General features: G+C 66.2%; 7 protein-coding genes. 1 reads left to right on the top strand and 6 read right to left on the bottom strand.

Annotation, left to right across the window (positions count from 1 at the left end):
* Positions 1-469, top strand: a 469-nt coding sequence (locus tag FKP22_RS08365) for a hypothetical protein (RefSeq protein WP_211361340.1), incomplete at its 5' end; no start/stop codon positions are given.
* 14 nt (positions 470-483) lie between these two features.
* Here the strand turns inward: FKP22_RS08365 and FKP22_RS08360 are convergent.
* From FKP22_RS08360 to FKP22_RS08335, 6 genes are all read right to left on the bottom strand, one after another.
* On the bottom strand, positions 484-1,152 hold the full coding sequence (locus tag FKP22_RS08360; RefSeq protein ID WP_141286891.1) for a histidine phosphatase family protein: 669 nt from the start codon (positions 1,150-1,152) through the stop codon (positions 484-486).
* Positions 1,153-1,221: 69 nt separating this feature from the next.
* Positions 1,222-2,181 carry an alpha/beta hydrolase gene (locus FKP22_RS08355; protein ID WP_231012361.1) on the bottom strand — a complete coding sequence of 320 codons (960 nt, stop codon included), beginning with the start codon at positions 2,179-2,181 and terminating at the stop codon, positions 1,222-1,224.
* A gap of 159 nt (positions 2,182-2,340) precedes the next feature.
* Positions 2,341-3,801 carry a hypothetical protein gene (locus tag FKP22_RS08350; RefSeq protein ID WP_141286890.1) on the bottom strand — a complete coding sequence of 487 codons (1,461 nt, stop codon included), beginning with the start codon at positions 3,799-3,801 and terminating at the stop codon, positions 2,341-2,343.
* Positions 3,785-4,864 carry an alpha/beta fold hydrolase gene (locus FKP22_RS08345; RefSeq protein ID WP_141286888.1) on the bottom strand — a complete coding sequence of 360 codons (1,080 nt, stop codon included), beginning with the start codon at positions 4,862-4,864 and terminating at the stop codon, positions 3,785-3,787. The genes FKP22_RS08350 and FKP22_RS08345 overlap by 17 nt, the downstream gene beginning before the upstream one ends.
* A 303-nt stretch (positions 4,865-5,167) precedes the next feature.
* The gene (locus tag FKP22_RS08340) at positions 5,168-10,060 is read right to left on the bottom strand and encodes a type I polyketide synthase (RefSeq protein ID WP_141286886.1); all 4,893 of its coding nucleotides are present in this window, start codon (positions 10,058-10,060) and stop codon (positions 5,168-5,170) included.
* Between the two features lie 18 nt (positions 10,061-10,078).
* On the bottom strand, positions 10,079-12,981 hold a 2,903-nt coding region (locus FKP22_RS08335; protein ID WP_211361339.1), incomplete at its 5' end, for an SDR family NAD(P)-dependent oxidoreductase.

Genomic DNA, 12,981 nt, shown 5'->3' with positions numbered 1-12,981 from the left:
GCCAGCGGAAACACTGACGGACATGCCCATGGCCGCGCTGCCGCCGAACCGCGTGCTGCTGGCCAACCCGCTGCAAGGTCTGCAAGCGCTGGCCATGTTGCAGCTGGCGCAGCCCGATTGGGGCCTGCGCGTCGGCCGGTTGGTGGATGCCTTGCCCAATGCCGCGCTGCGCCGCGCCTTCCACCTGTGGCTGCACCGCCTGCTGCCGCGCGTCTGGGAAGGCGGCCGCCCGACCACGCCGGTGCAATGGCGCGAGCGGCTGGAAGATGCTGCATTGGATGGCAAGGTGCTGGTTGCCTGGCAACGCTTTGCTTCGCAGTTGAGCGCGACGCAAACAGAGGCTTTGCTGAATCAGGTCAGCCGGCTGCGGCTACCAGGCTGGCAGGTGCTGGACCACGCAGCCGGCACCGTCGATGCAAGCGCCAGTCCGGTTCGGCATCCAGCCGCCGCGGGTGCCGCGCTTCACTGAAGGTGGCCGCCTGCTCAGGCGTAGGTCTGCAGCGCGCGGCCTTCGGCGTCGTCCAGGTGCGGCAAGGTGTTGAAGCTCAGCAGCAAATGGCCGCGATGACCGGCGACCAGCTCGGTGACGGCGCTGTTGCGAATGCGCAGGTTCAGCTCGACGATGGCGGCTGAAGAGGCGCCGAGCAAATGGCCCACGGCGACCGAGATCGGCCCGCCGCTGGAAACGATCAGCACCTGACCTTCGTGGTGGGTTTGCGCATCGCGCAGCGCGAGCTGCACGCCGTCGACAAAGCCGCGGTAGGTCGGCATGCCTTCGGGCGAGCTTTCACCCTGCATCCAGGCCAGCAGCCCCTGGCGCAGCAGCCGGAAGTGAGCCCGCACCGCGTCGGGTGTGCCCACTTTCGGCAATTCGCCGGTATGCACTGCACGCACCAAAGCTTCGGGCAGGTACTCGTCCAACCCGGGTCGCATGCGCGGGGTCAACGGCGTGCCCATGCCTTTGGCGATGGCCGCCAGCGACTGTGCATGGCGCTTCAGCGTGCCGGTGTAGACCGCGTCGAAGCGCTGGCCACGCGCCGCGAAGTAAGCCCCCAGGCGCTGGCATTGCTGCTCGCCTAGGGGGCTCAGCTGGTCATAGTCAGCCGCGCCGAACGAGGCTTGGCCATGGCGAACGAGGTAGACACTTCCCATGGCGGCAAGTGTGCGCCTGTGGCGCTCCGGCAGCTGTCACGCGGGTGACCTGCCGAAATACCCGCAGGCTCAGCTCACGCCCAGGCTGCGCAGGAAGTTCTCGACAGTGTCGGTGTACGCACCCGGCTCACCCAGCTTGCCGTTGATGTCGCCATGGTTCATGCCCTGCGGCAGCACCGTGGCCTTGCCGCCCAGAGAGATGACCTTCTGCGCAAAGGCCTGGGCCTGTGGGCAGGAGTCGGCGCGGCCGGTGCCGCAGACCATCAGCACCGGGCCCGGCGGCGCCTTGGTCAGGCGGTGGTACGGCGAAACCTGGCGCCAGAAGTTCGGGTCGCTGCCGAAGACCTTGTCATAGAAGCTGTAGTGCTTGTCTTCCATGGTCTTGACCACGTCCATCGATGCACTGTCCAGCGACACGGTACCAAGCCAGGGTTTGGCCCCGGCGCCGTAGGCGATCTGCGGGTCGGCCGAGAGCAGCGTCACCAGATGTGCACCGGCCGAATGGCCCATCAGCACAAAGCGGGAGGCATCTGCCCCCCAGCTGACTGCGTTGGCCTGGGCCACGGACAGGGCCTTGGCGACGTCGCGGGCCTGCTGGTCGACAGGCGAATTCGGCAGCATCGGGTAGTTGACCGACACGATCACATAGCCCTTGGGCAGCCATCGCGCGGCCTTGTTGATGATGACCTTGGACATGCCCTTGTCACCGACCATCCAGGCGCCACCGTGCACCATGAAGATCACCGGCGCCAGCCCCGTGTGCTGGGGGATGTAGATGTCCATCTTCTGCGCCGGATCGCTGCCGTAGCTGAAATCCTTCTCCAGACGCGCGCCGGGCGGCAGCGGCACGGGCAGCATCTGCCCTTCCATTGCCGCGGCGCCACCTTCTTGCGCCTGCTCCAGCTTGCGCGTCAGCATGCGGTCGACGATGGCGTCTTTCAGGGGGCCAGCAAAGACAGGCATCAGCAGACTCGCGCCCAATGCGGCCAGGCCGCCCCGCAGGATGAATCGTTTTCGGACCAGGGACATGGTTCGTTCTCCAGGGTGCTTGCATGAGGAAGCGCCGGGCCGCTCCCAAGCTTCCTCATCCCCCTCGGGGGGCCTGCAGCGAAGCGGCAGGTTTGGGGGTATGCACTCGCAACGTCCCAGCGGGCGAAGATGGTTGACACGGTGACGAACTGTTTCGCTTCAGTCGCGCGGGCTGCCCAGGAACACCTCGCAGCCACCTCGCGGATTGGGGATGTAGCGGTCACCGTTGAGCGGCATGATCTTCGGACCAAACGGATTCGCGGTGCCGATGAACATCCCGTGGGGGGTAGAGATCAGCGTGCGCAGGCCCATGTTGTACGGGTTGCCCATGCCATCGGTGGTGACCGGCACCCAGTTCTTGCCGTCGCAGGTGCGATAGAGGTCGAAGCCCGAGGAATGGTCCAGCAGGAACTGCGGCGTCAGCTTGTTGATGATGGTCGTGAACGCTTCCGGCCAACGCCGCCGGTTGGCATAACCCAGCACCGAGCTCCACTCGAAGGTGCCCATGTACAGCCAGCCATCATGCACGCACATGCGCCAGAAGTAGCCGTTGAAGAAATTGTCGAACCCCGGCAGGTAGCCAGACAGCGCTTCCTTGCGACCCAGCGGCGTGTCGCGCGTCTCACCAACCAGCAGGTCCCAGCTGCCATCCGGCGCAATGCGCAGCAGCTCAGGCGGCGCAGGGCCGATGCGGTTTTGGGTGTCCACCCCCCCGCCCTGGATGCCACCGCCCACATAGAGGTGCCCCTTGAACGGGTACAGGCTGAGCACGCACTGGTTCAGCGGGCCGCGGTAGGCCCCCTTCTCGATCACGCGCTCCCAGTGGTAGGGCTTCTCCCCTTCCACCGTGCTGCGCCAGATCTGGAAGCCTTCCAGATTGAAGGTGCCGATGTAGAGATGGTCACCGAAGCCACACATCTCGAAGATCGTTTTGTTGCCGGAATCGCCGAAGCCGAAGTCCGATACCGGCTCCCATTCGCCGCTGGCGGGGTCGGTGCTCTCGTAGACCACCGAGTGGCCGGAGACGTTCGGATTGCCGCCGCGCGAGCCAGCCGGCGTCGTGAACATGCGGCCCTTGAACGGGACCATGGTGCGGATCGTCGTGACCGGCAGGCCCAGGCCGGGCTCGCAGGTCGGCTCGAAGTGATGCCCGTCGGTCGAGCGCAGGATGTTCGGGCCGGGGCCGCGCGCGGGCGACCAGGTGCTGACGTACAGCTCGGGCTCGTTCGGCCTGCCAGGCGGGGTGTAGACCACCATGCCGCGGAAACCCAGCTCACGCGGGATCAGCTTGCCATGGCTGCCGACGATCATCGGCGCCTTGAAGCGCTTCTCCCACACGCCTTCGTGCGGGTCGTAGCACCAGATCTCGGCACCCATGTCCAGATCGAACGGACTCTCGGGGCACTCCACCGGCCAGATGTCCATGCCGATCGGCAGGCGGGCCTTCATGAACGGGAAGTTGCCCCGCGTGGTCGCCACGTACAGCCGGTCCTTGTACCAGGCCATCGAATGCGCATAGGCATTCAGGCCATCGCCAAAACCACCGTGGGCAACCAGTTTGAAATCGCGTTGACCGAGTCCGGGATGAACGCCGAGCTTGTTCTTATTGCGAGACTGCACTGAGTTGTTCCGTTGCCATCGCGGCAATGAAAGAAGCCAGGACCTGTTCGGCCTCGGCTCGGCTGGCCGCAGGGCCGACACGGGCGTGCTCCCGGGTCGTGAAATACCAGGCTTCGCCAGCCTGGAAAATGCGGTCGCTGCGGAAGAAGTTGCGCTTGGGCTCGCCGGTGCGCAGCTCGTGGCGCACGCCAAACTCGCCGCCCCAGAAGCGGTTGCAGCCGGAAATCAGTTCCTGCGGCCGGGACGACGGGAAGAAATGCCCGCCATCGCGCACGCGGCGGAACACCGCGTGGCCCCAGACTTCCAGCAATTCGCGGCCGGTCAGCCGGGCTTGCGAATGGTCGCCGTACATGGCCATGATGGGGAACTGCAGCTTGCGCAGTTCGTCCAGCCGCAGCCCGTCGTCGCCCATCAGTTCGGTGCAGGCCTTGGTCTGGTCCATCAGGCGGATCCACTGGCTGGCCGTGCGGTTGCCGTACTTGCCGATGAACGGGCTGACCATCTCCTGCAGCACCGCGGGCACTTCCTCACTGCGCAGTTGCAGGTGGGCCACCTCGGTCAGCAGCTTGTAGCCGAAATACGGGTCGCGGGTGTCCAGCCCGATGCCGTGCTCGTCCAGCACGGCCTGCATCTTGGTGCCGAACTGGCCGGCTTCCCAGTGGTGTTCGTGGCGAGCGGCTGCGATATGGGTGTCTGCCAGCACCAGGCTGCTGAAGCGGTGCGGCGCCAGGCAGGCGGCGTTCAGCGCCACCACGCCGCCGTAGCTGTGGGTCAGGAAATGCGCCTTGCGGATGCCCAGGTGGTCCATCAGGCCCAGCAGGTCTTGCGCGAGGTCGGGCGGCTCGTAGCCGCTTTCGGTCATCTCCGAGCGACCATGGCCGCGCAGGTCGAACAGCGTGACGCGGAAACGCTGCGAGAAAACAGGCGCGTAGTGGAAGTACCAGAAGGCCATGTTGGTGGCCAATCCGTGCACCATGATGAGGTCTTCGACCTCATCGGTGGCATCTTCCGGCGCCATCTGAACATAGTTCAGCCGGGCTCCATTGACTTGAGCGACAGGCATGGCAATTACTCCGAAAGGCTCAACATCTGCGGTCGCATCACGAACCGGTGGTACGCGGCAAGCTTGCGCTCACGTCGACGTTGCCGAGGGTTCAGGGACGCTGATGCGTGACTGCTCAGACTGAAAGCAATAAACACACCTGCATGCCACCGCTCCGCCGGTCCGCGCACGGGGCGGGTTGAGCGGCAGTCGGCTGAAATACGAGGCGCGGCGATCCTGCTGTCACGCATGGTTACGCATTCTGCCGGCTCCACCCCTGCCTGAGCCAGGCCACTTACAAGCGTTTCCACCAGCGTCCCCACTTCAGTGGACCTCGACCCGGTCGCCGCTCTCTGTGGCCAGTGCGATCAGCGAGCCCTCGTCGCGATAAATCGTCACCGCCAGCAGTGCCTGGGCATGGCTCACACGGGCCTGCAGGCCGGCTGCATCGAGAAACTCCACCGCAAAGGCTTCCGGCTGGCCTTGCAGGCCCAGGCCCAGGCACTTGGCCGCAGCTTCCTTGGCGCACCACAGCGCCAGCAAACGGCCAGCCTGCTGATCGGCCGGCAATGCGGCCAGTGCAGCCCGCTCGGCCGCGGTCAGCGAGGTCGCAAACAGCTCGGGGTTCTGGATGCGGCCGTGTTGCTCCGCGTCCACGCCCACCGGTGCATCCGGGTGATTCACCGCCACCAGCGAACCAGCTTCGTTGTGTGACAGCGACACCTGCGGCGCCGGCACCAGATGGTCGCGCCACCAGCCGTCCACCCAGGGCGCGCCCAACTCGTCGTGACCAACCAGGATGTCGGACGAATACAGCAGCTGGCCGGTCTGCAACTGGATCCACTGGCGCACGGCTTCCTTCAGACAGGCACGACCCAGCAGCCACTCCCGCTTGCGACGCACGCTGCCCGTCAGCGCCGCCCACTCCTCGCGCTCTTCGACGCTCAGGTAGATGTGCGCCAGGATGCGCAGGAAGATGTTGCCCGACTGGGCGCAGAAGTCTTCCGGCAGGTGTTCCAGGCGCCACAGCAAGGTGCCCTTTTCAGCGCCAGCCGCCAGCGGCTGACCCAGCCAGCCGTTCAGCGGGTCACGGCGGACCTGGTAGAAGCGGTTGGGTACCGAGAAGAAGATGTTGACCAGCTTGTTGACGCGCACCAGCGGCTGGCCGCTGGCGTCCAGGCATTCGAACTGCCAGGCGCGCGGCGCCGACACCTCATTGTTGGACGCGTCCAGCGAGTAGTGACGCGCACGCAGCTGCATGCCAGGCTGTGCGTTCGGGCACGGCGTGTAGAGCTCGATGCGGTCGATGGTCGACGGGAAGCAGTTGAAGTCCGTGCCCACGTACTGGGCGATCCAGAAGGCTGCCAACTGACCCATTGCGTCCAGCAGCACCGGGTTCAGCACCAGCGTGGCCTGCTGGCCCGGGGTGAAGAAGCTGTCCAGCGAGACCGGCGACAGCGCGCAATCGATGCCCGCGTCGTCCCAACCGTGGATGTGCTCGATGCTGTGGAACACCGGGCCATGGAACATGCCGCAGGTGTAGAGCTCCTGGTCGTTCCACAGCGAGCTGCGCCACTCCGTCAGGTTGCTGGCGGCTGGCAGTTGCCACACCGGTGCAAAACGGAACTCCGCGCTCACCAGCCGGCCCGACGGCCCGGACAGCAAGGCGCTGAAGCGCTGCTGCTCGCGGTTCATCACCTTGGCCTGCACCTTCAGCTCGATCTCGCCATCGTCCAGCGCGATCCAGTCGAAAGCGCGCACGTTCTCGATCACGCAGACGTTGACGCTGCCGGCCAGTGCAGCGGCCGCCTGGGCCATGATCTCCAGGCTCACCATCAGCGGCACGCAGGACAGGCCGACCAACTGCGGGTCATCCGCGGAGACACGGCCGGACAGCACGTGGTCGCGCAGGAAGTTGTCTCGCTCCAGGCTCAGCGCGGAACGCGCCACCAGGTGTTCTTCGTCGAATTCCAGGATCTCGTCAAGGAATCCCATGGCAGCCGCCACCGGGTCCTGCTCCGCGGCGACAGCCTCGGCTGACTCGTCCCAGTCGGACTCGATCGGCAGGCGATCCATCACCGCGCGCTGCTGTTCCAGGAAGCCGCGCATCACGTCGAAGTATTCGCCCATGACCTGGCCACGCAGCGCGACCTCGCTGTCCAGCGGCGACAGCTCCTCCATGGGAGCAGGCGCTTCGACCGGCACAACGGCTGCAGCAACGGGCGCCTGCACTGCTGGCGGCAAGGCAGCCAGCACGGGTGCAGCCACCGGCACCGCTTCGGACGGCAGTGCGGCGAGGTCACGCAGGCGGCAGCGTTCACCTTCGTTCAGGTGCATCTGCGGCATGGTGTTGTCCAGTAACACGCCCTTGGGCGCCGGCACGGTCAGGTCCGTCAGCTCCACGGTGTTCAGCTTGCGGCCATTGAACAGCGTGGCCAGGCCCACCGGCTTCTGATGCACCCACAGCTGACCCAGCACGCTGAGCAGCTGTTCCATGCCGCTGCGGCGGCGCTGGTTGGTGGCAATGGCGGTGTATTCGCGGCCGGCCAGGATGTCGTTGACAAAGGCCGTCAGGTTGGCCGACGGGCCGACCTCGATGAACCAGCGCACGCCGTCGTCGTGCATCTTCTGGATGGTTTCGCGGAAGCGCACGGTGGTGGACCACTGGGCCGCGGCCTGCTGGCGCAGCGCGGTCGTGCCTTCGGGGAACAGATTGGCCGAAGCGCACGAGTACATCGGCACGCGCGGCGCGCCGAGCTTGATCGCGCGGTAGTACTTCAGGAAGGCCTTGGTGACGGTGTCGAACGCAGGCGTGTGATAGCCGCGGTCGAACGGCAGCATCATGCAGATCGCACCAACCTGCGTCAGCTTGGCCTGCAGCGCGGCCATGGCTTCGGCCGAGCCGTACAGGATCACCTGGTTCGCGCAGTTGTCCATCGCAACGTACACACCGGCACCGGCTTCGGCGACAAAGCCGTCCAGCTGCTCGCGCGGCAGCGCGCCGACGGCCAGCAGCGCGCCGGTCGGGATCGAACCATCGGCCAGTTCGGCACGGTAGACCTTGTTCAGCTCACGGATGAACTCGGCCAGTTCCTGCGGCGTGGCGGCAGGAATCGCACCCGAAGCCGCCAGCGCCGACGATTCGCCTGAACTGTGGCCCAGCATCACGTCCGGCTGCACGCCCAGCGTGCCCAGCAGCTGGTTCAGCGCCTGGCCGCCGACGAACACGGCTTCGGAGCCGACGTCCATGTCGTTCATGCGGCGCTCGAGCATCGCCCGGCGTTCGGCGCTCAGGCCAGTGGACGGCGGGTAGGCAATGTCGGTGCGGCGCTCGCCCGGTTGGTCCGGATACAGGCTGCACCAGAAGTCCAGCCAGTTGCGCACGTCGTCGAAGCACAGCGCCAGATCGCCCAGCATGCCGGGGTACTGCGAACCTTCACCCGGGAAGATGAAGGCCAGCTTGCCCTGCATCGGCTGGCTGCTGTAGACCATGCCATTGCGGGTGGACCAGTTCGGGTTGCCATCACTCAGCTTCTTGACGGCTTGTGTCAGCTGCTTGGACAGGCTGGCCTTGTCGGACGCGACCAGCGCCAGGCGGCAGGCGGCTTGCGCATCGGTGGCAGCCAGCGTGCCGGCCAAGTCGGACAGCGTCAGGTCATGGCGCGCTTCGATCAGGGCCTGCACCTCGGCCACGCGCGTCTTCAGCGCCTCGGCGGAATCGGCCGACAGCACGAACAGCTCGGCCGACCAGGGCATGAAGCGCTGCGGCGACAGGGCCGCAGCCGGCGCTTCTTCCAGCACCGCGTGGGTGTTGATGCCGCCAAAACCGAAGGAATTGACACCCGCGCGGCGCGGCGCGCCTTGCGGTGCAATCCACGGCCCGGTCTGGTTGTTGATGTACATCGGCGTCTGGTCAATGCCCAGATCCGGATTGATCTCGCCGCACAGCATCGGCGGCAGCACCTTGTGGTGCAGCGCCAGCGCGCTCTTGATCAGGCCTGCCATGCCGGCGGCCGGAATCGTGTGGCTGATCATGGACTTGACCGAGCCCAGCGCGATCGTGCCCTGCTCTGCCGTGCGTTCGCCGAAGATGCTCTTCAGCGCGCCGATCTCGGTCTTGTCACCCAGCGGAATGCCTGTGCCATGGGCCTCGATCAGGCTGATGGTGGATGGGTCCACGCCACAGTCAGAGTAGGCGCGCTTCATCGCCAGCGATTCGCCTTCCATGCTGGGCGCGAGCAGGCCGGTGCCACGGCCGTCGCTGGACTGGCCCACGCCACGCACCACAGCGTAGATGCGGTCGCCATCGGCCAGCGCTTCGTCCAGCAGCTTCAGCGCGACGATGCCCAGGCCTTCGCCCAACAACGTGCCGTCACTGCCTTTTTCGAACGGGCGCACCTTGCCGCGGCCGCTCAAGGCGCCGAGCTGGGTGAAGATGACCGAGACTTCCGCAGGCAGCGAAGCGTTCACGCCGCCCGCCAGCATCAGCTTGCTGCGGCCCAGGCGCAGTTCGTCCATCGCGGCGTTGACGGCCAGCAGCGAAGACGAGCAGGCCGCGTCGACCAGGTAGTTCGGGCCCTTGAGGTTCAGCCGGTTGGCAATGCGGCCAGTCATCACATTGGGCACCAGGCCAGGCGCGATGTCGGCGCTGGCGGCCGGCAGCTTCTTGGCCAGCATGCTGCGCACGGCCTCGATCTGCTCTTCCGTCATGTGCGGGCAGCTGGCACGCAGGATCTCGATGGTCTGGTCGACCACGATGTGATTCTGGATCAGCGTGCCCTGCCCACGGTGCAGGTAGGTGCTGTGACCCAGCACGATGCCGGTGTCGCGGTGGTCGTACTTCGGGTCGGCGTAGCGGCCACCCGCATCGCGCAGCGCATCACCCGCCACCTTCAGCGCCAGGAACTGGTCCGGCTCACCGCCGTCCAGCGAGTTCGGCATGATGCCGAATTCGCGTGGATCGAAGCGGTAGAGGTCCTTCAGGTAGCCGCCAAACGGCGTCTTGATGCGACCAGTGTCGAGGTAGCGCTGGGCGTCCCAGGACTCGACCGGCTCGGTGATCGCGTCGACCCCTCCGATGATGTTGCGCCAGAAGGCATGCATGCTGCCGGCCTGCGGGTACATGCAGGCCATGCCGATGATGGCAACGGCGGCAGGCACGTCGGCCTTGCTGGAGATGCCACCGGTGGCGGCGGCGCCTTGGGTCGATTCAGTCATGGTGCGCAATCAGGAGCTTCAGACAGAGGACTTGGCTGCCAGCCGGGCCGTGCCGCCCAGGCGGTTCAGCGCGTTGCTGGAGATGCACTGCATGTCCTCGATCATCATCACCACCTCGCCGGCGGTGTTGGTGTAGTAGACGTTGGCGCCGACCAAGCTGCTGTCTTCCAGCGGCACGATCTCGATTTCCATCGTCATCTGCGCCGGCAGCTGTTCCACATAGCGGGACACGCGGCCGAAGCGGGTCGGCAAGCAGGTCTCGTCACGGAACAGGCGGTCCCAGACGATGGCCAGCTGCGGGCCGGCATCGATCAGCGCCGGGTCGAACACCCAGCGGTCCTGCTCGGCCGGCACATGGCCCATCCATTCGGCCGGCTTGCTGGGTGCGACGGTGGCGGCCGCGGCATCTGCCGACAAGCCCTTGAGCGTCTTCATCACCTGGAAGCGCGGACCGTGGAACAGGTACTCGTCATAGGCCTGGGCCACCGGCAGCTTCTTGTCGAAGCGGGCACGCGGCGCCCGAGTGAAACCTTCGGGCATGCGCTGCTCCAGCCGCAGCACGGCCTTGTAGTGCACCACCGACTTGCCACCCTGCTGTTCGGACTGCAGCGTTGCGTTGACCTCGAAGCCTTCCGCGCTGCCATACGGCGGCGGGTTGATCACGATGTCGAACTTGCGGGTGGCCTCCTTCAGCTCCACGCCCTTCATCAGGCGGAAGTCGCGCACCTCGACCACGTTCCAGCCCGGCCACAGCGTGCGGCCGGCCTGGGCCAGCAACTCCAGCGCGGCGGCTGCCGGCAGCACCGGCGTCTTGTCGATGCAGTGTTCCTGCAGGTAGACGTGGTTCGCGTCGACGTTGAAGGTCACGACCTGGCCGCCCATCGGCAGCGTCATCATCTCGGCCGGGCCGAGCAGCGAGCCCAGCACCTCACGTGGGGCCGGAGGGTTCTGGCGCCGGATGCGGCCAAGGTCGGCCTCGCGCGCTTCCCACGGACCGGCGCCGCAGATGATCTCGATGTTGTCCACGCCGCTGCGCATCAGCTCGTCCTTGAGCAGGCGGCGGCCCATCTCGGCGGTCACCAGGTACACGCCCTTCTCGGCGAACTTGGCTTCGGTCTCTGCCGTCACCATGCCGGCGCCGAACATCGTCGGGCCCCATGGGCCCCAGCACAGGGCGTTGACGTTGACCTTGTATTCCCAGCGGCGCTGCAGCTGGCAGCACAGCCGGTTCATCAGTTCGTTGGCGGTCGCGTAGTCGGACTGGCCGCTGTTGCCGTAACGGCCAGCGACCGAGCTGAACACGCTCAGGAAGCGCAGCGATTCGGGCTTCAGGTACTTCTGCAGCAGCAGCAGGCCCATGACCTTGGTGCCGACCACACGGTCCCAGCTGTCCGAGGCCTTGTCGACCAGCAGCTTGTCCTCGATCACGCCCGCGCCGTGCAGCACGCCGTGCACCGCGCCGTGGCGGGTGTACAGGTCGGCCAGCAAGGCCTTCATGCCGTCGTCGCTGCCCACGTCGACCGGGTGGTATTCCACCTTGGCACCGCGCTGCTCGAAGTCGGCCTTGTTGCCGTGCATCTCGCGCGCGGCCAGCACGGCCTGCACCTTCTTCTGCACTTCCGCCGGCTTCATACTGAGCTTGCCCGCACGCACCAGGGCGATGAAGTGCGCACGCAGTGCGCCTTCCGTGGTCAGCGCGGCCTGTTCGGCCGGCTCGGCTTCGGGCCAGGCGCCGCGGCCGGTCAGCACCAGCGTATTGCCGGGCAACGCGAGCTCGCGCAACACTTCGGCCGTGATGCCGCGGGCACCACCGGTGGCCAGCACCACGATGCCCTTCAGTTTTTCCAGGTTCGCAGGGTCGGTCGGCACCACCACCGCCTCGGTGCGGAACACCGTGCGCTGGCCAGCCGGATAGCCAACTTCCTGGCGGCCACCCACGACTTCGAGTTCCGACATCACCGTCTGGATCTGGGCCGCAGCCGACTGGCCCGGGTCCAGGTCCACCGCCTTCACGCGCAGCTCAGGCCGCTCTTCGTGGAAGGACTTCAGCATGCCGACCGCGCCGCTCTGCAGCGACAGGCCGGCAGGCGTGTGCTCACCCGCCCGGTTGAAATGACCGCCCAGCGCGCTGACAGCCATCACATGCGAGCCTTCGGTCAGGCGGGAGGCCAGTTCCTTCAACAGCAGGAACAAGGACTTTTCATGCGTCAGCAATTGCTGGCGCCATTCGGCCACCGAACCTTGCGGCGCGAGCAGTTCCCCGCCCAATGCCGCCAGGTGGATGACACCGGCCAGCGGTTGCGCCTGCTGGCGCAGGGCCGCTGCCCATTCAATCAAGGCCGATTCGCTGCCCAGCACGGCCCGCCCGACCAGGACGGACTCGCGCCCCTGCTCGCGCAGGGCGCCAGCCAAGGCCTTGGCCTGGCCTGCGAGATCTTCTGTGATCACGAACAGGCCGGGTTGCAGCTGTTTCAGCGCATCGGCGTCGATGCTTTCGTGCGCAGGCACCATGACATGCCGAGGCGGGTGGCTGTCGCTGCTCGCAGCGATAACCTTTGATCCCGTCTCGGCAACATCAAAAGGGCTTGCCACCACGCTTCCTGCTTTGGCGGAGGACAGGATGTCCAACATGCCATTCAAGGTCGGCTGGGTGTTCAGCTTGCTGCGGCTTTCGGTCAGGCTGGCACGCAGCCCTTCCGGAAGCTTCTGCAGCATGGCGCCGACCACTTCGATGCGCTTGATCGAGTCGATGCCCAGGTCGGATTCAAGGTTCTGGTCCAGGCCCACCATGTCGCGCGGGTAGCCAGTCTTGTCTTCGACGATGGCAAGCAGCATGTCGATCATCTGGTCGCGGCCCATTGCAGCACTCGCAGCACCAGCAGCGGCAACAGGTGCCGGTGCGGGCACTGCCGCCACGGCAG

It is taken from the genome of Ideonella azotifigens, assembly GCF_006519715.1.
In the GTDB taxonomy this organism is placed as follows: domain Bacteria; phylum Pseudomonadota; class Gammaproteobacteria; order Burkholderiales; family Burkholderiaceae_C; genus Ideonella; species Ideonella azotifigens.
The sequence above is the reverse complement of the archived record's forward strand: the minus strand, read 5'-3'. Positions and strand labels throughout refer to the sequence as shown.